This is a genomic window from Achromobacter sp. Marseille-Q4954 (genome assembly GCF_943737025.1).
GTDB lineage: Bacteria > Pseudomonadota > Gammaproteobacteria > Burkholderiales > Burkholderiaceae_B > Achromobacter > Achromobacter bronchisepticus_A.
Map to the genome: position 1 here is coordinate 1752928 of NZ_CALSFQ010000001.1, position 22158 is coordinate 1775085.

Consider the following 22158-nt stretch of genomic DNA (forward strand, 5'->3'; position numbering starts at 1 on the left):
TTGATAGCGAAATTAGTGAAATTATCGATTTAGGATAATTTCGCTAATTTCCGTACACATGAACCCTGTCCTGAACCCATACGCGCCAGGCGCAGGCAGTCCCCCTCCCGAACTCGCGGGACGTGACCACATCCGCGAGGACGTGCGCGTGTGCTTGGAACGCCTCAAGCTGGGCAAGCAAGCCAAGAGCGTCTTGTTGCTCGGCCTTCGCGGCGTCGGAAAGACAGTGCTCTTGGACAAGATGCGATCCGATGCGGAAGATAGAGGCGCGCACACCGTTCGCGTCGAGGCCCCTGAGAACAAGTCATTGCCAGCACTACTGGCGCCCCAACTGCGTTTGGCCCTCCTGCGCCTAAGCAGAGTGGAGGCCGCCAAAGATATCGCGATCAGGGGGCTAAGAGGTTTGGCCGGCTTCGCAAGAAGGCTCAAGGTCTCGTTTACGGACATCGAAGTCGGCTTCGATTACGAACCAGAACCCGGTCTTGCCGACAACGGAGACTTGGAAGAGGACCTTGCAGCGCTGCTTGAGCAAGTTGGCCGTGCAGCCCGAGCAGCGGATACCGTGGTCGCCCTCTTCATTGATGAACTCCAATACGTTGAAGAAGCGCAACTGGCGGCACTGATCTCCGCGCTGCACCGGTGTGCTCAACAGCAGTTGCCCGTTACCTTGGTCGGCGCAGGACTACCTCAGCTGCGCGGTCGCATGGGCCAGGCGAAGTCCTATGCGGAACGACTGTTCAAATTTGCCGAGATTGGGGCGTTGAACACGGCTGACGCAACGTTGGCCATCAACGTGCCGGCAAACAACGAGAACGTCGAAGTTGAGCTAGCCGCGATCGATTCGATCATTGCCGTAACGCAGGGGTATCCATACTTCCTGCAAGAGTGGGGAAAATGCGCATGGGATGTCGCAACGGCGAGCCCGATCACTGCCGAAGACGTCGAGAACGCGTCTCGCGAAGCCGTCGCAGCATTGGATGAGGGTTTTTTTCGCGTCCGATTCGATCGGCTTACTCCAGCCGAAAAAAAGTACTTGCGCGCCATGGCGGAATTGGGACCCGGCCCTCACAGATCCGGTGATATTGCGCAACAGCTAGGCCGGCCCGTTGCCTCCTTTGGACCCGTTCGTGGCTCCCTGATTGTCAAAGGCATGCTCTGGAGTCCCACTCATGGCGACACGGCATTTACCGTGCCTATTTTCGACGAATTCATGAAACGCATCATGCCCGGAGACAACTGGCAGACGAACTGAGGTCGATACATGGAGGCACTAGGAAGCGGTCCTCGAGGACGCCCCCTGAAAGCGCCAAAACCAACTCCTTAACCTCTAACACCCGCGAACCGCGCGCTCCATTGCGCCAGTTGGCCCGCCGTGACGCCCACGCCGCCGCACAGGATCACCGCCACCGAGCGGGCATTCTTCAGAAACTCCGAACCGCTGTCCAGCGCCGCCACCGAGGCGCCGCAGGCGGGTTCGACCAGGATGCGGTGCTCCAGCAACACGTCTTCGCAAGCCGCCACCGCGGCGGCGTCCGACACCACCACGCTCTCGATGGGATGTTCCTTGGCCAGGTCCAGCGCGCGGTCGCAGACCTGCCGTGCGCCCAATGAGGTCGCAATGGACCGGATCTCGGGCAACAGCACCGGCGCCCCCGCGCCCAGGGCCTGGGCATAGGAGTCGGCGCCGGCCGTCTCGGCCGCGATCACCGGCACGTCCGCCCAGCCGTTGCGCCGCAGGCCCTCGACCACGCCGCACAGCAGGCCGCCGCCGCCGACCGAGCAGATGACTGCATCCGGTCGGCCGCCTTGCCGGGCCAGCTCGTCGATCATGGTTGCGTGTCCCTCCCACAGCAAGGGGTCATCGAAGGGATGCAGGAACGCGTCCGCCTCGGTCATGAGTTCCAGCGCGCGGGCGTTGGCTTCCATCCAGGAAGCGCCATGCACGACGACCTCAGCCCCTTCGGAACGGATCAGGCTCTTGGCGCGTTCCGAGGTCGTGGCAGGCACCACCACGGTCACCGGCGTGGCCAGCATGCGGCCGGCGTAGGCCACCGCGTACCCGGCGTTGCCGCCGGACGAAGAGATGAAGCGCCGGGCGCCGCGGGATTTGTAGATCTGGCACGCATGGCCTATGCCGCGGGCCTTGAACGAGCCGCTGGGCTGCAGCGCCTCCATCTTCAGGCGCACGTCCTTGCCGCTGCGCAGGGAGAAGGCGCGGGATGCGAGCGCCGGGGTTTCGATATGGATTGCCATGTTCCGTTCTTCAAGAATGAGTAAATCAGACCGCGCTGGCCACGACGCAACAAACGTTGCCGGGCACGACGATGCCGGGATGGCGCTTGGCGAAGATGACGCCGCTGGTCCCGTAAACCAGTTCAACCGGCGCACGCCGCGGATCGAAGGTCTGGTGGATTCGGCCTGCGGGCTGGCCGGCCTCGACGGCCTCGCCATGCCGATGATAGGCCTCGAACACGCCGCGATCCGAGGCGATGACATAGGACTTCGCGCCGCTGACCTTGCACAGGGGCGCGGGCTGCGCCGCCAGCGGCTGGGCGCAAGCCTGGTCCAGCACACCCCAATGCGCCAGCACTCGCAGCGCGCCGGCGCGGCACAGCGCGAGCGCGCTGTCGGTCACGGTGCCGCGTCCCGCCATCTCGGTGCTGACGCAGGTAAGCCCCGCCGCCACCGCCGAAGCAACGCTGGTGCGCGTGTCTCCCAGCGTGTCCAGCATCACGTTGAAGGGCGCGCCGAAGGCCATCACGGCATCGATGTTGCGCTGGGTTTGCGCGGCATCCTGCGAGGGCTGGACCAGGGCGCTGGGAATGATGTCCAGCGACGAACCGCCGGAATGCAGGCTGAGAAACGCGTCGCCGCGCGAGAACAGTTCGTCGCTGACGTAGGCGGCGATCTGTTCCGTGATGCTGCCCGCATGGTCGCCGGGAAACGTGCGGTTCAGGTTCTTGCCGTCCAGCGGCGAGGTGCGCAGGCCGGCTTCAGCCGCCGGCGCGTTGAGCGCGGGCATGATGATCAGGCGGCCCCGGACGCGGTCCAGCGGCAGGTCGCGGATGAGTTCGCCCAGCACGATCTGGCCTTCGTACTCGTCTCCATGATTGCCGCCTTCCAGAATGACGGTGAGGCCGTCGCCATTGGCCAGCACCGCCATGGGTATGCGCACCGTGCCCCAGGCGTCTTCGTGCGGCGACTGCGGGATGTGCAGGAAGCCCGCCTGGCGTCCAGGCGCGTCGAGATCGATGTCGGTGAACGCCGTCGCGCAGTGCGGGTTGCGCGCCGGCAGATGCGCGACCCGCCGGTCACGCAATAGAGGCGACTCGCGGAATGTCGGTTTCGTCATAGACCTTTTGGGTATACGTTATGGGTTTCGATCGGGAAAATATAGGTATTTGACCGGTCAGCAACAAATACTTTTGATGTTTGCTACATATGCCCAGGAGGCATGGCATGGAGTTGAGACAGTTGCGCTATTTCGCGGCGGTGTGCGCAGCCGGCAGCGTGGCGGGCGCGGCGAAAGCGTTGCATATCGCCCAGCCCGCGCTGTCGCGCCAGATGATGGCGCTGGAAGAGGAGTTCGGCGCGCAACTGCTGGTGCGCTTGCCGCGCGGCGTGGCGCTCACGCGCGCCGGCGAGGCGCTGCTCGCCCAGGCGAAACTGATGCTGGCGGGTTCTGAAACCCTGCGGGCGCAGGTGGCGCTGGCGGCCCACGGCAAGGCGGGCTCGCTGAAGATCGGCATCATGCCCGGCTACAGCTGGCTGCCCGGCCTGGGACAGGCGATCGCCGCCCTGTCGCGCGCCTCGCCCGACACCGACGTGCAGCTGGAATCCGGCCTGTCGGCCTGGCAGCTCGACGCGATCAAGCGCCACGAGCTGGACGCGGGCGTCGTCGCCTGGCGCTCTCCGCTCGACGGCGAAGTGGAAGGAATGAAAATCTATGAAGACCGCATGCTGCTGGCCATGCCCGCGGCGGTGGCGCGCAGCGTCGGCAAGATCCGCACGCTCAAGGACCTGGCGGGCCAGAGATTCATCCTGTTCCCGCGAGCCGGATCGCCCTCGCACTATGACGCGCTGGTCCGCATCCTGAAGGCCGCCGGCATTCCGGTGACACGCCCGGCCGCCGTGGCGACCGATCTTCCCACCATCCTCGGCCTGGTGTCGGCCGGACTGGGCTGCGCCGTCATTCCCGCCTCGTTCCGGCAACACGGCCCGGCCGGCGTCGTCTTCAAGGAAGTCGGCGGCATAGACCTGACGTTCGACCTGGAGCTGGTCTGGCGCGCCGACCAGCGCGATCCCTTGCTCGCCAGTTTCGTACGCCTGTTCCCGCCGCCCGGAAAACCGTCCTGAGGCGCATGCCAGTCGGACGCGCCCCAGGGATTTTCATATCGCGAAACCGCGCAAACTCCTTAAAATAGGCGGATTCCAGAGGGAAAAAATCAAAGGATAGAAATATGGGCTTTCTCGCCGGCAAGCGCATCCTGGTCACCGGGGTGCTTTCCAACCGATCCATCGCCTACGGCATCGCGCGCGCCTGTCACCAACAAGGCGCCGAACTGGCGTTCACCTACGTGGGCGACCGCTTCAAGGACCGCGTAGGCGAATTTGCCGCCGAATTCGGCAGCAAGATCGTGCTGCCCTGCGATGTGGCCGAAGACAGCCAGATCGAAGGCGCCTTCGCCGAACTCGGCCAGCACTGGGACGGCCTGGACGGCCTGGTGCACTCCATCGGCTTCGCCCCGCGCGAAGCCATCGCCGGCAACTTCCTCGACGGCCTGTCGCGCGAAGGCTTCCGCATCGCGCACGACATCTCGGCCTACAGCTTCGCCGCCATGGCCAAGGCCGCCCTGCCGCTGATGGAAGGCCGCAACGGCTCGGTGCTGACGCTGACCTACCTGGGCGCCGAACGCGTGGTTCCGAACTACAACACCATGGGCCTGGCCAAGGCCTCGCTGGAAGCCAGCGTGCGCTACCTGGCGACGGCGCTGGGCCCGCGCGGCATCCGCGCCAACGGCATTTCCGCCGGCCCCATCAAGACGCTGGCCGCCAGCGGCATCAAGGACTTCTCGGCCATCCTGAAGTTCGTGGAAGCCCAGGCTCCCCTGCGCCGCAACGTCACCATCGAAGACGTGGGCAACGTCGCCGCCTTCATGCTGTCGGATCTGGCCGCCGGCGTGACGGGCGAGATCACCCACGTGGACGCCGGTTTCTCGACCATCGTCCCGGGCATGGAAGACTGAGTCCGCGCGCGGCGGGGCCGCCGGCCCCTGCCGCCGCAGCCGGCCTGGTCAGGCCGGCTGCACCACCACGGTCGACACCTGCACGTCCACCGCCGTCATCAGCTTGTGCACCGGGCACTTCTCGGCCACCGCCAGCAATTCGTCTACCTGCGCGTCGGACAACTCGCCGTTCAGCGTCAGCTTGGCCGTCAAGCGGTAGATCCCCTTGCGCTCCTCGCTCGCGTCGCGCACCACCTCCACTCCCACCGACTCCAACGGCAGGCCCTTGCGCTGCGCGTAGACCATCAAAGTCATGGCCTTGCAGCCGCCCAATGCGGTATCGAAGTAGTCGTGAGGATCGGGGCCGGCGCCGGCAGGCTGGGGCATGTCCAGCGGCAGATCGTGGCCTTCGGCCGTGGCGGTGAATTGCAGCGTGTTGGGCGCATTCTGGCGCACGCGGATGCTCATGGGTCCTGTCTCCTGGTAACGGGTCCTGACGGGCGGCCGCCGCGGCCGCCCTCAGACCACGTTGTATCACCTGGCGGGCGCGCCAGGACGACCCAGGCAGAAGCAACTGACTGTAAGCTGAACTTCTGCCGCCCACTCCGGTCGGATATCTCTATCCGCAATACCTGAGCAAACTTTAAAGGGGGCCGCATGAGCGCCAGACAACTCCTCGATCAACTGCTGCAGTCCGGGCAAGGGCTGCTGTCGGACACCACCAGCCGGGTGCAGAACGCCACGGGTGGCAAGGGCTCGTCCTTCCTGACAGGCCTGGGCGGCGGCGCGCTGGGCGCGGGCGCCCTGGGACTGCTGCTGGGGAGCAAGAAGGCCCGCAAGATCGGCGGCAAGGTCGCCATGTACGGCGGCATGGCGGCGCTGGGCGCCCTGGCCTACCGCGCCTATGGCGACTGGCAACGCAGCCAGGCCGGCGCGCCTGCCGCTCCTCCGCAGACGCTGGACCGCCTGCCCGCGCCCCAGGCCGAGCAGCACAGCACGGCGGTGCTGACGGCCATGATCGGCGCGGCCAAGGCCGACGGCCACATCGGCCCGGAAGAACGCGCGCTGCTCGAAACCGAGTTGTCCAAGCTGTCTTCGGACGCGCAAGACCGTCGCTGGCTTGAAGCCGAACTGTCGCGCCCGCTGGATCCGTCCGTGATCGCGCAAGCCGCGCAGACGCCGGAAATGGCGGCCGAGATGTACCTGGCCAGCCTGCTGGTAGTGGACGAGGAAAGCTATATGGAACGCGCCTATCTGGACGAATTGGCGCGCCAGCTCAAGCTGCAGCCGGGCCTGAAGGAACAGCTCGAGCAGCACGCCCGGGCCGCCGCGGCCTGAGGCTGGCCGGCCTGCGCCCCGCTCAGTCGGCGCGTAGGCCGATCGCCTGCGTCAAGGCGGTATAGCGGTCGATATCCGCATCGATCATGGCTTGGAATTCCCGCGGCGTGCTGCTGGCCGGCGTGAAGCCCTGTTCACGCAACGCCGCCTGCACATCGGGGCGCTGGACGATCTTCGCCACCGCCGCATTCAGCTTGGCCACCACCGCGGGCGGCGTGGCCGCCGGCGCCAGCAGGCCGTGCCACTGGTCCAGCGCGTAGCCGGGCACGCCCTGCTCGGCCACCGTCGGCACCGACGGCAACAACGGCGAACGCGCCGGTGAGGTCACGGCCAGCGCCCGCAACTTGCCGGCCGCAATCAAAGGCGCGGCGCTGGACGCGGTGACCACGCCGACCCCGACCTGGCCCGCGGTCACGTCGGTAAGCGCCGGTCCGCAACCCTTGTAAGGCACGTGCTGCAGAGGCGCGCCGGTGGCGCGCGCCAGCATCTCGCCGGCCAGGTGCTGCGGCGTGCCGTTGCCGCAGGACGCGAACGCCAGCGGCCGGTCCGGCGTGGCGGCGGCCAGCGCATCGTCCAGGCTGCGCCAGGGCGAAACCGCCGGCACCACATACACGGACGGCACGAAGGCCACGTTGATGACCGCCGCAAAGTCCCGCTTGGGCGCGAAGCCTAGATTGCTGTAAACCCCGGGATTGATCGCGAAGGAACTGTTGACCATCAGCAGCGTATGGCCGTCGGCAGGGGCTTCCGCCACGGCGCGCGCGCCGATGTTGCCGCTGGCGCCAGGACGGTTTTCCACCACGACCGCCATGCCAAACTGCTCCTGCAGGCTCGCGCCAATGCGGCGCGCCAGCAAGTCGGTGCCGCCGCCCGGCGGAAACGTCACCACGATGGTGATGGGGTGCGAGGGATACGCGGCGTCCTTGGGCGCTTCGCCCGAAGGCGAATTGCCGCAGGCGGCCAGGGGCAAAACCAGGAACGCAAGAACAGAGCTAAGCAGGCGATTCATGATGCGGGCTTGCAAGCGTCCCTGCGCGGCAAGCGCGCGGGGACATGGGCAATGCCGGCCGGCGGCCGGCGGAAAGGCTCAGGCGTCCAGACCGATGTCGAGCACCTTGGCGCTATGGGTGATCCAACCCACCGCGATCTGGTCCACTCCGGTGGCCGCCACCGCGGCGGCGGTTTCGGGCGTGATGCGGCCCGAGGCTTCAGTAATGGCGCGGCCGCGCGCCATGGCCACTGCGCGGCGCAGATCGTCCAGGCTCATGTTGTCCAGCAGCACCACATCCACGCCCAGAGACAGCGCCGTTTCCAGCTGTTCCAGCGTGTCCACTTCCAGTTCGATCTTGACCATGTGGCCGATGCCGGCGCGCGCGCGCTCGACCGCCGTCGCGACCCCGCCCGCCAGCGCGATGTGGTTGTCCTTGATCAGCACCGCGTCGTCCAGGCCGTGGCGGTGATTGCTGCCGCCGCCCACGCGCACCGCGTACTTCTGCACGGCGCGCAGGCCCGGCATGGTCTTGCGGGTGCAGGTGACGCGGGCGCCGTAGCCTTCAATGGCGCGGGCGATGGACGCGGTGGCGCTGGCCACGCCGCTCAGGTGGCACAGGAAGTTCAGCGCCACGCGCTCGGCCGTCAACATGGCGCGCGCGTTGCCGCTGATGCGGGCGATTTCCGTTCCCGGCTGCAGTTCGCTGCCATCGCGCAGCGCGACCTCGAACTTGATGGCGGGGTCCATGGCGCGAAACGCCAGGCGCGCCAGGTCCAGCCCGGCCAGCACGCCTTCCTGGCGCGCGACCAAACGGGTCTGCGCCGTGGCGTCGGCGGGCACGATGGCATCGGTGGTCAGGTCCCCGGCGCGTCCCAGATCCTCGAGCAAGGCCGCGCGCACCAGCGGCTCCAGCATGACTTCCGGCAGAGGGGGAACGGGCAGTCGGGCGGTGGTCTGAGGCGCTTCGGCTTTAATGCTCATTTTGAGTATTTACCAGTTAAAAAAAGGCGCGCGGGGATTGCGCACCACTTATGCTAGAGACGAGCATAAGGCTTGTCAAGCGTCAGCCATTTTCCGTCCAGTTTGAAATGGCTTGCGTGATCGATTAAATTTTAATCACTGTGATTATTTCGAGATCATTAGCGTGTCATCGAGTCCGACATCTGCCTCGCGCTAATCACGGCGTCGCCAGGAGCAGGCAAGATCAAGTTCTTATTAAAGGTGCAACATGACAGCAGCAACCAAAGTTCTAACCACACACGTGCCGCTTCCGCTTGCCGACAAGGTCGATCAGATGGCCACACGGCTTGAACGCTCGCGCGGCTGGATCATGAAACAGGCGCTTTCGGCCTGGATCGCCCAGGAAGAGGAACGCGATCGGCTAACCCAGGAAGCATTGGCCGACGTAGACGCGGGCCGCGTCGTCGACCATCTGGCTGTGCAGGCGTGGGCGGAAAGCCTGGGCACTGACGAGCCGCTGCCGGTGCCACGTTGATGACGCTCAAATGGACCAGCAAAGCGCTGTCCGACTTAGTGCGCTTGTATGAATTCCTGGCCCCAGTAAACAAATCCGCTGCCACCAGGGCTGTGCAGGCGTTGGCCAAAGCGCCAACCATCCTGCAGACCAACCCGCGTATTGGCGAACAACTGTTCCAATTCGAACCACGAGAGGTGAGAAGAATCCTGGTTGGAGAGTACGAGATTCGCTACGAAATCCAGGATGCGGTTGTCCACGTGCTACGGCTGTGGCACACCCGCGAGAGCCGCTAAAACTCTTGGGTGACTTGGACTCTCAAGCGTGACGCATCTCAACGTCACATTGCCCGAGACAACGGCAACTTGCTCCCCGCAATAGCGCGCTCCAGCAGCACGTCACGGCGAAAACGGAACAGCTTGGCCGGCCTGCCGGCCGTGCCCGTGGCCATTTCGCCGGTCTCTTCGACCAGCGCCTGCTGCTCGATGAGGCGGCGGAAATTCTGCTTGTGCAGGCCGCGCCCGGCCAGCGCTTCCACGGCCAGCTGCAATTGCAGCAAGGTGAACTGCGCGGGCATCAATTCGAACACCACGGGCCGGTACTTGATCTTGGCGCGCAGCCGGGCGATGCCGGTGGCCAGGATGCGGCGGTGGTCGTGGCGCATGGGTTCGCCGGGCACCACGGCGCCCTTGCCTCCGCGCCGCGCCGCTTCGGGCACCAGCCCCGCTTCGAACAGCAGCTCGTAGCGCTGCAGCACCATGTCCTCGTTCCAGGGCGAGCCGTCCAGCCCGAAGGTGATGGCGGCGCGTTGGCGGCGGCGTATGCGCACGGCCGCATCGCTACTGTCTTCGCACCAGGCGGCCAGGCGCGGCACGATCATGTCTTCCACCAGCGCGGGCGTGCCTGCGCGCCGGTCCTCCCAGGGGAAGTAGCGGTACCAATCCTGCCAGCCCACTTGCGCCACGCCGGTCTCGCCAGCCTCGCGCGTCAGGCCCAGGTAGCTGACCGACATCACGCGCGCACCCGATTCATCGGAGCGGTCGCCGTCGGCGAAGGTGTAGAGCTGCTCCACGTAACCCAAGGGGTGATGGGTCTGCTCCTCCACCCAGGCGCGCAGGCCGGCCTGCAGCGAACGGTGCGACAGTTCGAAGGGGCCAGCCGGCAAGGCGCGCGCATCGTCGGTCGTCAGCACCCGCGGCTCGCCGTTGGTGACGGCGACCAGCACGGCAACGAGTTCAGCATGGACGGAGCGTTCGACGGATTCAGTCAAGGTAGGCGTATGGAAAGTGAGAAACCGGGCGGCTTGCGGCAAGCCGCGAGGCGTCGGAAATTATAAGGTTCGAGCTCCTGCAACAGCCCCTTGCAAACGTGACAGGCATTCCTGCTCCGGGCAGGCCGCGCGGCCCTAAGATGGAAGTGGCAACCAGGCGCGTCGCCATCCCGGGACGCCCGCAAGCGGAGCAGACATCATGTTGAAAACCGCCCCCGATCCGCAGGCGGCCAAGGCCGCCGAAACGGAACACCCCGTCGCCGTCGACCCGCGCAAAGGCACCGAAATCCTGCCGATGGCGGACCACAGCAAGGAGGTCGCCGGCATGCCGCGGCGCGGACGCGCCGTTGCGGAACCCGGCGAACCCGGCATCATCACCCCGGAAGATGACGTGCTGGATACTTCTTACGAAAACCGCAAGAGCTGAGCCGGCGCGATAGCAAGATGATACGCGAGCCGGGCGCGGCCTCCGCAGCGCTCAGGCCGCGTCGGGCTGCGCCTGGAAGCCGCGCGCCAGGATCTCCACGAAAGCTTCGGTCACCGACGACGGCGCGGTCTGTGCGGGGTAAGCCATGCTGACGCGCACCGGCAGGCGCGGCGTGAACGGCCGTATCGCCAAACGGTCTGCGAACACCTCGGCAATGTAGGGATTGACCACGCCCAATCCGCTGCCGGCGGCAGCCAGCGCGCAGATGGTGGATGAATAGGTGGTCTCGATTTCCGAGGCGGGCTGCGCCCGGTGTTCCTGCATCGCGCCGCGCAGTTGCAGATAGACGTCGTCATCCGCATTGAGCACCAGCAGGCGGCGCCCGTCCAGGTCCATGATGTCGACGGACGGCTGCGCGGCCAGCGGATGGTCCGGCCTCATGACGCAAACCGCCTCGCTTTCATGCAAGACCTGCATTTCCAGCTGCGCGCCGTCCATGGGCGCGGTCGTCACCACCAGATCGTAGGTGCCGTGCAGCAGCCCTTCCCGCAGATACTGGCTGCCCACGGTCTGCATGTTGATGTGGACCTCTGGATAGCGCTGCGCAAAGGTCTCGATCGCGCCGGGCAGCACGCCCAGCCCCAGCGCGGGGGTGCAGGCCAGCCGCAACACGCCGCTGCCGCTGCGCCGCATCGCGGCGACGCGGTCCTCGATGCGCTCCAGCCCCACGAAATGGCGCTGCACGGTATCGAACAAGTCCTTGGCCTCGCGCGTGGGCCGCAAGCGTCCGCGCTCCATGTCGAACAGCTTCAGGCCGCTGGCCTGCTGCACCTGCGCCAGCAGCCGGCTGACCGAGGGCTGGGTGGTGCGCAGCATCTGCGCCGCGCCGGTAGTGGTGCCGGCCAGCATGACCGCGTGGAAGGCTTCGATCTGGCGGAAATTCAGGGGTCGGCTCATGGCGGGGCAATGTATAGCAGACTTGCATAGCCTATGTTGAAAAAAGAATTTTTTCAAATACCCGCCGACTCCTACACTGGTTTTCCCAAGGGCGCCGCCAGATGCGCCCCCCGCGCTACCCAACCTTCCAGGGGAAACCACATGAACCTCCGCCGCTCCTGGCGCCAACTCCTGCAAACGCTGTGCCTGGGCCTGACGGCAGCCGCCCTGCCGCTGGCCGCGCATGCGCAAGCCAACTATCCCGACCGCCCGGTGCGCATCATCGTGCCCTTCACCGCGGGCGGCAGCTCCGACATCCAGGGGCGCCTGCTGGCCGAACACCTGGGCAAGCTCTACGGCCAATCGGTGGTGGTGGAAAACCGCCCCGGCGCCGGCGGCCACATCGGCGGCAAGTTCGTCGCCGACTCGGGGCCGGACGGCTACACCCTGCTGCTCGGCTCCATCGGCCTGCATGCCACCTACGGGGTCTACAAGAACCTCAACTACCAGCCGGCCCGCGATCTGAAGCTGATCACCATCGTGGCCGAAATGCCGCACGTGGTGGTGGCCAACCCCGCGCTGGAAGCCAACACCCTGGCCGAACTCACCGCGCTGGCAAAGGCCAAGCCGGAAACGCTGCACTTCGGCTCGGCCGGCGTGGGTTCGTCCGTGCACATGGTGGGCGAGCTCTACAAGATGGCCGCACAGGCGCCCATCGTGCACATCCCGTACCGCGGCAGTTCCGCCGCCACCAACGACCTGCTGGGCGGCCAGATCCAGCTGCTGTTCGAGAACGTGCCCACCACCATCGGCTACATCCAGGCCAAGAAGCTGAAGGCGCTGGCCATCACCGGCGCCACGCGCTCGCCGGCCCTGCCCGACGTGCCCACCGCCGCCGAAGCCGGCCTGCCCGGCCTGACGGTGACGTCCTGGACCACGCTGGCCGCCAGCAAGGACGTGCCCGATGCGCTGATCGAAAAGATCAGCGCCGACCTGCGCCGCATCTACGCCGACCCGGCATTCCGTGAAGGCCTGGAGCGCCTGGGCATGACCCCGGTGGGCAACAGCCCCGCCGACGCGCGCGCCTTCGTCGAACGCGAACGCGCCCGCTGGAACAAGGTCATCGAGACCGAACACATCACCGCGGGCTGAACGCCCGGGGCGGCGCCTGCGCCGCCCTTTTTTCTTTCCGATTTCATCCTTGCTCCGCCATCCATGAACCGCATGCTCGCCACGCCCATCGCCTGCCGCCGCCTGGGCGCCACGCCGCACCATCATTTCTTCGGCTACTACAACAAGACCGTCTGGCATCGCGACGGCCGCTATCTGCTGGCCAACCGCACGCCGTTCAAGGACGCGCGGCTCACGCCCGAGCTGAGCGCCGAGGTGGGTTACTTCGACCTGCAGGACGGCGACCGCTACCACGCCGTCGGCAGCACCACGGCCTGGAACTGGCAGATGGGCTGCCAGCTGCAATGGCTGGACGGCGAGTCCGAGCCGCAGATGATCTACAACTGCCGCCGCGACGACGACAGCGGCTTCTATCCGGGCTTGCGCTCCGCGGTCCACAACGTCGCCACCGGCCAGACGCGCCACCTGCCGCTGCCCATCTACGTGGCCGCGCCCAACAGCCGCTATGCGCTCTGCGTGGATTACCGCCGCCTCTACATCACGCACGAGACCATCGGCTACAGCGAACACGCGCCCGGCCCGGTATCCAATGCCCCGGCCGACGACGGCATCCATAGCATGGACCTGCAAAGCGGTGCGCATCGCCTGCTGGTCAGCTACGCCGACCTGCGCAACTTCCATCCGCGCGACTCGATGGAACGCGCCATCCACTGGGTCAGCCACATCGAGATCAATCCGTCGTCCTCGCGCATCCTGTTCCTGCACCGCTGGACCGAACGCGTCAAGGACGAGACCTGCTTCCTGCACCGGCTGATCACCATGAATGCCGACGGCAGCGACATGCGCCTGCTGGAATGCTCCGACCATCCGCTGCCGCAACTGGCCAACGACTTCGATCCCAGCGCGGTTGGCACCTTCGACTACGAGAAATCCGAATACCAGATCTCGCATCCGCTGTGGCGCGACGACCAGACCATCATCGTGTGGGGCCCGCATGACGGCAGCATCCACTACCACCTCTACCGCGACGCGCCCGGCGGCGCGGTTCAGGTCGTGGGCGATGGCGTGCTGACCGAGAACGGCCACATGACCTATTCGCCCGTGAACACGCGCTGGCTGCTCAGCGACACCTATCCGGACTCGACCACGCACGAGCGCATCCTGTTCCTCTACGACATGCAGACCGGCCTGCGCCACTCGCTGGGCAGCTTCTACGCCGATCCCGATCTGTCCAAGGAAAACCGCTGCGACCTGCATCCGCGCTGGAGCCGCGATGGCACCCAGGTCTGCATCGACTCCGTGCATGAAGGCGAGCGGCAGATGTATGTGTTGGACGTCACACCCATCGTCGGCACGCGCGGTTAAGCCGTCCTCGACCGCCGCCTCGGCCTTGCGTCGAACCGCAACTCGGCCAGGCGGCGGACTACTCATCCCACCGCAAGGACTTCACACTATCGTCACCCCCTTGTAACGACCGACCTTTAACCTCGCTTTCGTTTTGCTTACAGATAACTGAGCGACTCGTTCGCGACTCTATGAGGTTGGAATGTCCCACTTGACTGATAAATTGCGCGCCCCCTATCGCGAAGCCCAAGGTGAAGTCACCGTCCCCGGGCAGATGTTCGACGAGATCGTCGCCGCGAATCCCCAGCGCCGCACTTTGCTGAAGAACAGCTTCGGCCTGTCAATGTTGTCCGTGTTCGGCGCATCGACCCTGCTGACCGCCTGTGGCGGCAGCGACGATGACGATGACAATGACGCCCCCTCCGGCAACGAACCGGGCGAAGGCGGCTCCAAGCCGACCCCCGGCCCCGACTACTCCGTCACGTTCACCCCGCTGGCCGACAAGATCGTCGCCGACACCGTCACCGTACCCGCGGGCTACGTGGCCGAAGTGCTGTATTCCGCCGGCGACAAGTGCATGATCGGCTCGGTCGGCTACGCCGGCGTGCCGCAGTCCTATCCCGCCACGGAAACCCAATCCGGCGGCCAACACGACGGCATGCACTTCTATGCCCTGCCCGGCGTCGACCCCAACCAGGGCGGCCTGCTGGTGTTGAACCACGAATCACTGGACGACGAGACCCTGGACCAGAGCGTCGAGGGCGTGAAGACCCGCCTGTCCAACGTCGGCGTATCCGTCATCGAAATCGCCCGCGGCGCCAACGGCGCTTGGGCCGTCAAGACCGATTCGCGCTACAACAAGCGCTACACCGGCAACACCGTCTACAACGTCAGCGGCCCGGCCAAGTCGCTGGTCGGCGACACCGTCGTCGGCACGCTGAACAACTGCGCCAGCGGCGACACGCCCTGGGGCACGTACCTGACCTGCGAAGAGACGCTCAACAACTACCACTACAAGACCGGCGACGCCGGCAAGCCGGCCGACCAGGGCTATGGCTGGGTGGTGGAGATCGATCCGCAGAACCCGGACTCGACCGCCGTCAAGCGCACCGCGATGGGCCGCTTCAGCCATGAGAACACGGCCTTCATGCTGGACGAGAACAACCGCGTCGCCTTCTACATGGGCGACGACACCACGCCCGGCTGCATCTACAAGTTCGTGCCCAGCAAACCCTATGACCCGGCCAACCGCGCCGCCAACATGGGCCTGCTGGACGAAGGCACGCTGTACGCCGCGCGCTTCAACGACGACGGCAGCGGCAACTGGGTCGAACTGACGGTAGGCAAGAACAACCTGACCGCCGGCGCCACCGATCCGGGCAACTTCACGCAAGTCGCCAGCGGCACCGTGATCACCGGCAAGCTCGTCAACTTCAATACGCAGGCCGACGTGCTGGTCAACACCGGGGCCGCCGCCCGCGTCGCCGGCGCCACGCTGATGGACCGCCCCGAGTGGATCACGGTGGGCGTGGACAAGACCGTGTACTGCACGCTGACCAACAACGGCAGTCGCAAGCGCACCAGCGCCGCCAACCCGCGCGTCAGCAACTCGCACGGCCACATCATCCGCTGGCACGAGCGCGGCGACTCGCCCCTGGCCACCACCTTCGAGTGGGACCTGCTGCTGCTGGCCGGCCGCGACAAGGCCGACGGCGTTGCCGCCAACCTGACCGGCAACGTCAACGGCGACACCTTCTCCAGTCCCGACGGCATCCGCGTCGACCCCAAGGGCCGCCTGTGGGTCCAGACCGACGCCGGCACCAGCGCCTCGACCACGGACTTCTTCGGCAATAACTCGATGTACTACATCGACCAGAAGACCGGCGAATCCAAGCGCTTCCTGGTCGGCCCGCTGGGCTGCGAGATTACCGGCATCGCCTACACGCCGGACCTGACCACGTTCTTCATCAACATCCAGCACCCGAACCAGGCGTGGAACACCCTGCGCGCCGGCGGCGGCGATGCGCGTTCCGCGACGGTGGTGGTGCGGCGTACTGATGGGAAGCCGGTGGGCGCGTAAGCGTTCCGGTTAAAAACGCCGCCCGGCACGTTGACGCCGGGCGGCGTTTTTTTTATGCCGCGCAAATACAAAAAACCCGCAAGGCTTGGGCGCTTGCGGGTTTTTCGGTGCACGGCATTGCTGTGCGAATCCTGGCGGACAGAGGGGGATTCGAACCCCCGATACGCTTTTGACGTATACACGCTTTCCAGGCGTGCGCCTTCAACCACTCGGCCACCTGTCCTATCTGCGATTTTCGCTGCGGGCAAGCCGCTGCAGAAAATGCGAATCCGCGATTCTAGCAGATTTCGCACAATGCCGACAAGCGCGCAAAGAAAAGGGGACGCTGTAAGCGTCCCCTGCCCCCCGCTCAGCCGTCAGGAGGCCGACGCGGGCGGGTCCTGTTCCCGATAGGAGCTGACGGTGCCGTCCGGCTCGGTTTCCTCCAGCCGCACCCTGAAGCCCCACAACCGGGCCAGGTGCTTCATCACCTGTTCGGCGTCCTCGCCCGCCAGCGGACGGCCGCGGCTCTTCAGATGACGCAGCACCAGCGATCGATCCGAGTCGCGGTTGAACCTCACCACCTGGATGTCCGGCACCATGTTGTCGCGGTTGTGTTGCGCGGCCAGCAGGCGGCGGATGTCGCGGTAGCCTTCGTCGTCGTGGATGGCGGCGACTTCGAGCTTGGGGTTGGCCTGGTGGTCGGAGATCGCGAAGAAACGGAACTCGCGGATCAGGCGCGGCGACAGGTACTGCGAGATGAAGGACTCGTCCTTGAAGTTGCGCATGGCGAAGTCCAGCGTCTTCAGCCAGTCGCCGCCGGCGATGTCGGGGAACCAGCGCCGGTCCTCGGGCGTGGGCGCCTCGCAGATGCGGCGGATGTCGGACATCATCGCGAAGCCCAGCGCGTACGGGTTGATGCCGCCGTAGCCACGCTCGTCGAAGCCGCGCTGGCTGACCACGTTGGTGTGGCTTTGCAGGAACTCCATCATGAAGCCGTCGTTGACCAGGCCCTTTTCGTGCAGCCGGTTCAGGATGGTGTAGTGCCAGAACGTGGCCCAGCCTTCGTTCATGACCTTGGTCTGGGTCTGCGGATAGAAGTACTGCGCGATCTTGCGGACGATGCGCACCAGCTCCTTCTGCCACGGCGCGAGCTTGGGCGAGTACTTCTCGATGAAATACAGCAGGTTCTCTTCGGGCTCCGGCGGGAACACCGAGGCCTCGACGTGCGTGTCCTTGTCGGCCTCCAGGCGCGGCAGGGTGCGCCAGAGGTCGTTGTACTGCAGCCGGGCGTGCTCCTGGCGTTCGGCCTGGCGCGCGGCCTCTTCCTTGTAGGAAATGGGCGTCGGGCGCTTGTAGCGGTCCACGCCGTGGTGCGAGAGCGCGTGGCAGGAGTCGAGCAAGGCTTCGACCGCATCGATGCCGTAGCGGTCCTCGCAGGACATGACGTACTTGCGCGCGAAGACCAGATAGTCCAGCACGCCGTCGGCGTCGGTCCATTGGCGGAACAGGTAATTGCCCTTGAAGAACGAGTTGTGGCCGTAACAGGCGTGGGCGATCACCAGCGCCTGCATCGTCATGGAGTTCTCTTCCATGAGATAGGAGATGCAAGGGTTGGAGTTGATGACGATCTCGTACGCCAGCCCCTGCATGCCGCGGCGGTAGAACTGCTCGTTGCGGATGAATTCCTTGCCGTACGACCAGTGCGGATAGCCGATGGGCAGACCGGCCGACGCGTAGGCGTCCAGCATCTGTTCCGAGGTGATTACCTCGATCTGGTTCGGGTAGGTGTCCAGTCCGTATTCGGCGGCGACCTTGGAGATCGCGTCGTCATAGGACTGGATCAGTTCGAAGGTCCATTCGGAACCCTGGGAGATGGGCCGGGCGCTGCCGGCGGCCTCCGGTTCCACGAGCGCTCCCACGATGGCATTCATGCGGTTTCCTTTTTGAACAGGTCATGGAACACGGGGAAGATCTCGCCGCGTTCGCAGATGCGCCGCATGACGAAATGCGGCTCCAGTTTCTGTTCATATTCCGCCCACAGGCTGCTCTTGCGCGCCTCCTGCGAGTCGGGTACTTCGATGTAGGCAAAGTAGCGCGTGGCCGGCAGCAGGTGCTCGGCCAGGAAGCGCGCGCTCTTGCCCGCGTCGGCGCCGAACGAGTCGCCGTCGCTGGCCTGCGCCGCATACACGTTCCAGGCGGTCGGCGGATAGCGCTTCTCCAGGATCTCGCGCATCAGTTCCAGCGCCGACAGCACGATGGTGCCGCCGCTCTTGGGATCGTAGAAGAAGGTATGTTCGTCGACTTCCTCGGCGTTGTCGGTGTGGCGGATGAAGACCAGGTCCACGTGTTCGTACTTGCGCGACAGGAACAGGTAAAGCAGCGAAAAGAAGCGCTTGGCCAGATCCTTCTTGTTTTCGTCCATGGAGCCCGACACGTCCATCAGGCAGAACATGACGGCGCGCGCCATGGGGATGGCCACCGACACCCGGTTGCGGTAGCGCAGGTCCAGGTCATCCAGGAACGGTACGCGGGCCAGGCGTTCGCGGCAGCCTTCGACATCCTGCTCCAGCGCCTTGATCTCGTCGGCTGGAGCGCCTGCTTCGAGCGCCTTGGCCAGGCGCTCCTCGGCATCCTCGAGATCGGCGCGCGCCTTTACACCCAGCGACACGCGCCGCGCCAGCGAGGACTTGAGCGTGCGGCTGATGCTCAGCATGCTGGGCGAACCCGTGGTCGTGTAGCCGGCGCGTTGCCATTTCTTCTGGCTGACCTCGCCCAGCTGCGTGCGCGCCATGTGCGGCAGCTCCAGGTCCTCGAAGAACAGGTTCAGGAATTCGGCCCGCGACAGGCTGAAGGTGAACTGGTCGACCGATTCGCCTTCGCCCGGCTCGGAGCCGCCTTCCCCCTGCCCGCCCTGCGGCCGGTCGAAGGTGTCGCCCTTGGCAAACTCGCGGTTGCCAGGGTGCACGATCTCACGGTCGCCGCCCTGGCCGTGGTGGAAGGACGGCTCGGAGATGTCGCGGGCGGGCAGGTTGATCTCCCCGCCCTGGTCCATGTCCTGGATGGAGCGGTCACGGATCATCCCGTGTACCGCCTTGCGGATCTGGTTCTTGTAACGCCGGAGAAAACGCTCCCGGTTGACGGCGCTTTTATTGCGCCCGTTAAGACGGCGATCGATGAGTGAATTCATGATTCACCTCGCTCAGGAAGACTTCCTCACACGGAGATACCACTCGCACAGCAGCCTGACCTGCTTTTCCGTGTAGCCCTTTTCGACCATGCGATCGACGAAGCTCTGATGCTTGGATTTGTCCTCGGCCGACGCCTTGGCGTTGAACGAGATCACCGGCAACAGGTCTTCGGTGTTCGAGAACATCTTCTTCTCGATCACTTCGCGCAGCTTTTCATAGCTGGTCCAGGTCGGGTTGCGGCCGTTGTTGTTGGCCCGCGCCCGCAGCACGAAGTTGACGATCTCGTTGCGGAAATCCTTCGGGTTGGCAATGCCAGCCGGCTTCTCGATCTTTTCCAGTTCGTCGTTGAGCGCGCTGCGGTCGAAGCTTTCGCCGGTTTCCGGGTCGCGAAATTCCTCGTCCTGGATCCAGCAGTCGGCAAAGGTCACGTAGCGGTCGAAGATGTTCTGGCCGTATTCCGAGTACGACTCGAGGTAGGCGGTCTGGATTTCCTTGCCGATGAATTCCGCGTAGCGCGGCGCCAGGTAGCCCTTGATGAATTCAAGATAGCGCCGGCGGATTTCCTCGGGATAGTCCTCGCGGCCGATCCGCTGCTCGAGCACGTACATCAGGTGCACCGGGTTGGCGGCGACTTCGGTCTGATCGTAGTTGAAGACGCTGGACAGGATCTTGTACGCAAAACGCGTCGACACCCCGGTCATGCCTTCGTCCGTGCCGGCATAGTCCTTGTATTCCTGCAAGGCCTTGGCCTTGGGATCGACGTCCTTCAGGCTTTCGCCGTCGTAGACGCGCAGCTTCGAATAGATGCTGGAATTCTCGGGTTCCTTCAGGCGCGTCAGGACCGAGAACTGCGCCATCATGTCCAGCGTTCCCGGCGCGCACGGCGCCGTCGACAGCGAACTGTGGTGCAGCAGCTTTTCGTAGATGCGGACCTCTTCCGAGACCTGCAGGCAGTAAGGCACCTTGACGATGTAGATACGGTCGAGGAACGCCTCGTTGTGCTTGTTGTTGCGGAAGGTCTGCCATTCCGATTCGTTCGAGTGGGCCAGGATGGCGCCGTTGAACGGGATCGCGGAAAAGCCCTCGGTGCCCTTGAAGTTGCCTTCCTGGGTCGCCGTCAGCAAGGGGTGCAGCATCTTGATCGGGGCCTTGAACATCTCGACGAATTCCAGCAGCCCCTGATTGGCCAGGCACAGCCCGCCGGAGTAGCTGTAGGCGTCCGGGTCGTCCTGCGAGTGGCGATCGAGCATGCGGATGTCGACCTTGCCCACCAGCGACGAAATGTCCTGGTTGTTCTCGTCGCCGGGTTCGGTCTTGGCGATGGCGATCTGGCGCAGCACCGACGGGTTCAGGCGCACGACGCGGAACTTCGAAATGTCGCCGTCGAACTCCTTCAGGCGCTTCACGGCCCAGGGCGACATGATGCCGCTCAGGTAGCGCCGGGGAATGCCGTATTCCTTTTCAAGCGTGTCGCCGAAACGTTCCGGATGGAACAGTCCGAGCGGCGATTCGTTGACCGGCGAGCCCTTCAAGGCGTAGATGGGATAGGCCTCCATCAGCGACTTGAGTCGCTCCGCGATGGACGACTTGCCGCCGCCCACCGGGCCCAGCAGATAAAGGATTTGCTTGCGCTCTTCCAGTCCCTGCGCGGCATGCTTGAAGAACGCGACGATCTGTCCGATCACGTCCTCCATGCCGTAGAACTCCTGGAACGCCGGGTAGCGTCGGATGGTCCGGTTGGAAAACAAACGGGAAAGACGTGGGTCGTTGCGCGTATCCACGATTTCGGGTTCGCCTATGGCCGCCAGCATGCGTTCTGCGGGGCTGGCGTACGCCATGGGATCGCTTTTGGCGAGGTTGAGGTACTCCTCGAGAGAGAGTTCCGATTCCTGCTCTCTTGCATACTGCGACTTGAAGCCTTCGACGATGTTTTGCACGGAAACCTCCTACAACACGCGAAAAATCCAATACGTCCCTACCTGCCCCCATTGTGCCTCAGCGCTCGCGCATTACTAGACAATCTCGCGATAAGCACTGTCGGCCGGATGGTATGTTGCTTTCGCCACACATCAACCAAAGGCATGATCAGGCCCTTTCCAATTAGGCTGCACTCTTCGGATGCAAGTTCCGTCAGGGAATGCAACTTAAGTGAATAAGTTCACTCGTTCGACTTCAGCATATCGCTGTATGCGTGCGTGCATGATGCGTCCGCACATGAAATGCTCAGCAATGATTTGAAGGGAAGAGCGATGTCCCAGGGATTTTTATGATGCGGGTATAAACCCGATGCGCCCGCTGTGCGATGGCAGCGGACGGTCTGAACGGCGCATGGCGTCTTCGTTCAGCAGCGTGCAGGTTCGGTTGTGAAAAGCACCGATGACACCGCACGAGGATCCGTGGTGACGAGGGCGCGTGGCATTGCACGGTGTAGTCCATCAGTGCGTGGCGCCAAGTCATGTGCCTATGCTAAAGCCAATTGACGTTTTTGTGGCAATTCATTTAGCGCAACGCCAAAAATAGTCATGTCACGCGCTTTCAGATTCATGCAATAGACACGCGCCGCAACTGCGCTGACGTGCGCAAACTTGATGACATATCAATGGCGCCAGCGCATCGCGATTGCCTGCCGGCCGCGGATTACCGACGCCTGCGCGATTGGCAGCCGCAAGCGCAGAGTGCTAATACCCCTTGCGGCGGCGATAGAATCACGCATTCGCAACGCGCCGCGCATCTGGCGCGCATGCTTCCACCACCCGTCGTCGTCGCCGCGTC

General features: G+C 64.8%; 20 protein-coding genes and 1 tRNA gene. 10 read left to right on the forward strand and 11 right to left on the reverse strand.

The window, feature by feature from the left end; genetic code table 11:
* Nucleotides 1-58: 58 nt before the first annotated feature.
* On the forward strand, nucleotides 59-1252 hold the full coding sequence (locus NGK62_RS08205) for an ATP-binding protein (RefSeq protein WP_251877977.1): 1194 nt from the start codon (nucleotides 59-61) through the stop codon (nucleotides 1250-1252).
* Between the two features lie 68 nt (nucleotides 1253-1320).
* Here the strand turns inward: NGK62_RS08205 and NGK62_RS08210 are convergent, their stop codons facing one another.
* Entirely contained in the window at nucleotides 1321-2253 is a 933-nt protein-coding gene (locus NGK62_RS08210) for a pyridoxal-phosphate dependent enzyme (protein ID WP_251877980.1), read from the reverse strand.
* A 25-nt stretch (nucleotides 2254-2278) separates the two neighbouring features.
* Nucleotides 2279-3352, reverse strand: a complete 1074-nt coding sequence (locus tag NGK62_RS08215; RefSeq protein ID WP_251877982.1) for a succinylglutamate desuccinylase/aspartoacylase family protein — start codon at nucleotides 3350-3352, stop codon at nucleotides 2279-2281.
* 107 nt (nucleotides 3353-3459) lie between these two features.
* On the opposite strand from NGK62_RS08215, the gene NGK62_RS08220 reads away from it, so the two are divergent.
* Both NGK62_RS08220 and fabI read left to right on the forward strand, forming a co-directional pair.
* On the forward strand, nucleotides 3460-4356 hold the full coding sequence (locus NGK62_RS08220; RefSeq protein WP_165867831.1) for a LysR family transcriptional regulator: 897 nt from the start codon (nucleotides 3460-3462) through the stop codon (nucleotides 4354-4356).
* 104 nt (nucleotides 4357-4460) lie between these two features.
* The gene (fabI, locus tag NGK62_RS08225; protein ID WP_013391441.1) at nucleotides 4461-5246 is read left to right on the forward strand and encodes an enoyl-ACP reductase FabI; all 786 of its coding nucleotides are present in this window, start codon (nucleotides 4461-4463) and stop codon (nucleotides 5244-5246) included.
* A gap of 48 nt (nucleotides 5247-5294) precedes the next feature.
* Here the strand turns inward: fabI and NGK62_RS08230 are convergent, their stop codons facing one another.
* Nucleotides 5295-5693, reverse strand: a complete 399-nt coding sequence (locus tag NGK62_RS08230) for an OsmC family protein (protein ID WP_059372921.1) — start codon at nucleotides 5691-5693, stop codon at nucleotides 5295-5297.
* A 189-nt stretch (nucleotides 5694-5882) separates the two neighbouring features.
* Between NGK62_RS08230 and NGK62_RS08235 the strand changes: the two genes are divergently transcribed.
* On the forward strand, nucleotides 5883-6563 hold the full coding sequence (locus NGK62_RS08235; RefSeq protein WP_059372919.1) for a tellurite resistance TerB family protein: 681 nt from the start codon (nucleotides 5883-5885) through the stop codon (nucleotides 6561-6563).
* A gap of 22 nt (nucleotides 6564-6585) precedes the next feature.
* Here the strand turns inward: NGK62_RS08235 and NGK62_RS08240 are convergent, their stop codons facing one another.
* A complete protein-coding gene (locus tag NGK62_RS08240) occupies nucleotides 6586-7572 on the reverse strand; it encodes a tripartite tricarboxylate transporter substrate binding protein (protein ID WP_118932566.1) in 987 nt (328 codons plus the stop codon).
* 78 nt (nucleotides 7573-7650) lie between these two features.
* The gene (nadC, locus tag NGK62_RS08245; RefSeq protein ID WP_251877984.1) at nucleotides 7651-8535 is read right to left on the reverse strand and encodes a carboxylating nicotinate-nucleotide diphosphorylase; all 885 of its coding nucleotides are present in this window, start codon (nucleotides 8533-8535) and stop codon (nucleotides 7651-7653) included.
* Between the two features lie 247 nt (nucleotides 8536-8782).
* On the opposite strand from nadC, the gene NGK62_RS08250 reads away from it, so the two are divergent.
* Nucleotides 8783-9049: a CopG family ribbon-helix-helix protein gene (locus NGK62_RS08250; protein WP_118932565.1), complete on the forward strand. Its 267-nt coding sequence runs from the start codon at nucleotides 8783-8785 to the stop codon at nucleotides 9047-9049.
* Complete coding sequence (locus NGK62_RS08255) at nucleotides 9049-9324, forward strand: type II toxin-antitoxin system RelE/ParE family toxin (RefSeq protein WP_118932564.1); 276 nt, start codon at nucleotides 9049-9051, stop codon at nucleotides 9322-9324. The genes NGK62_RS08250 and NGK62_RS08255 overlap by 1 nt, the downstream gene beginning before the upstream one ends.
* Nucleotides 9325-9368: 44 nt before the next feature.
* Here NGK62_RS08255 and NGK62_RS08260 read toward each other — a convergent pair whose 3' ends face one another.
* Nucleotides 9369-10298 (reverse strand): NUDIX hydrolase, encoded by a 930-nt coding sequence (locus tag NGK62_RS08260; protein ID WP_118932595.1) that lies wholly within the window; start codon nucleotides 10296-10298, stop codon nucleotides 9369-9371.
* A 199-nt stretch (nucleotides 10299-10497) separates the two neighbouring features.
* On the opposite strand from NGK62_RS08260, the gene NGK62_RS08265 reads away from it, so the two are divergent.
* Nucleotides 10498-10725: a hypothetical protein gene (locus NGK62_RS08265; protein ID WP_059372911.1), complete on the forward strand. Its 228-nt coding sequence runs from the start codon at nucleotides 10498-10500 to the stop codon at nucleotides 10723-10725.
* A gap of 51 nt (nucleotides 10726-10776) precedes the next feature.
* Here NGK62_RS08265 and NGK62_RS08270 read toward each other — a convergent pair whose 3' ends face one another.
* The gene (locus tag NGK62_RS08270) at nucleotides 10777-11682 is read right to left on the reverse strand and encodes a LysR substrate-binding domain-containing protein (protein WP_118932563.1); all 906 of its coding nucleotides are present in this window, start codon (nucleotides 11680-11682) and stop codon (nucleotides 10777-10779) included.
* Nucleotides 11683-11823: 141 nt separating this feature from the next.
* Here NGK62_RS08270 and NGK62_RS08275 point away from each other — a divergent pair, with 141 nt between their 5' ends.
* The 3 genes from NGK62_RS08275 (at nucleotide 11824) to NGK62_RS08285 (ending at nucleotide 16216) form a co-directional block, all read left to right on the forward strand.
* A complete protein-coding gene (locus tag NGK62_RS08275) occupies nucleotides 11824-12813 on the forward strand; it encodes a Bug family tripartite tricarboxylate transporter substrate binding protein (protein WP_059372906.1) in 990 nt (329 codons plus the stop codon).
* A 63-nt stretch (nucleotides 12814-12876) separates the two neighbouring features.
* Nucleotides 12877-14157 carry a hypothetical protein gene (locus NGK62_RS08280; protein WP_251877987.1) on the forward strand — a complete coding sequence of 427 codons (1281 nt, stop codon included), beginning with the start codon at nucleotides 12877-12879 and terminating at the stop codon, nucleotides 14155-14157.
* A gap of 181 nt (nucleotides 14158-14338) precedes the next feature.
* The gene (locus NGK62_RS08285; protein WP_251877989.1) at nucleotides 14339-16216 is read left to right on the forward strand and encodes a PhoX family protein; all 1878 of its coding nucleotides are present in this window, start codon (nucleotides 14339-14341) and stop codon (nucleotides 16214-16216) included.
* A 132-nt stretch (nucleotides 16217-16348) separates the two neighbouring features.
* On the opposite strand, the gene NGK62_RS08290 is transcribed toward NGK62_RS08285, so the two are convergent.
* From NGK62_RS08290 to NGK62_RS08305, 4 genes are all read right to left on the reverse strand, one after another.
* Nucleotides 16349-16439, reverse strand: a tRNA-Ser gene (locus NGK62_RS08290).
* A 133-nt stretch (nucleotides 16440-16572) separates the two neighbouring features.
* Nucleotides 16573-18129, reverse strand: coding sequence for a SpoVR family protein (locus NGK62_RS08295; RefSeq protein WP_118932560.1), 1557 nt, complete (start codon nucleotides 18127-18129; stop codon nucleotides 16573-16575).
* A complete protein-coding gene (locus tag NGK62_RS08300; protein WP_059372901.1) occupies nucleotides 18126-19385 on the reverse strand; it encodes a YeaH/YhbH family protein in 1260 nt (419 codons plus the stop codon). The genes NGK62_RS08295 and NGK62_RS08300 overlap by 4 nt, the downstream gene beginning before the upstream one ends.
* A gap of 12 nt (nucleotides 19386-19397) precedes the next feature.
* Nucleotides 19398-21314 (reverse strand): PrkA family serine protein kinase, encoded by a 1917-nt coding sequence (locus tag NGK62_RS08305; RefSeq protein WP_410469191.1) that lies wholly within the window; start codon nucleotides 21312-21314, stop codon nucleotides 19398-19400.
* Nucleotides 21315-22158 lie beyond the last annotated feature (844 nt).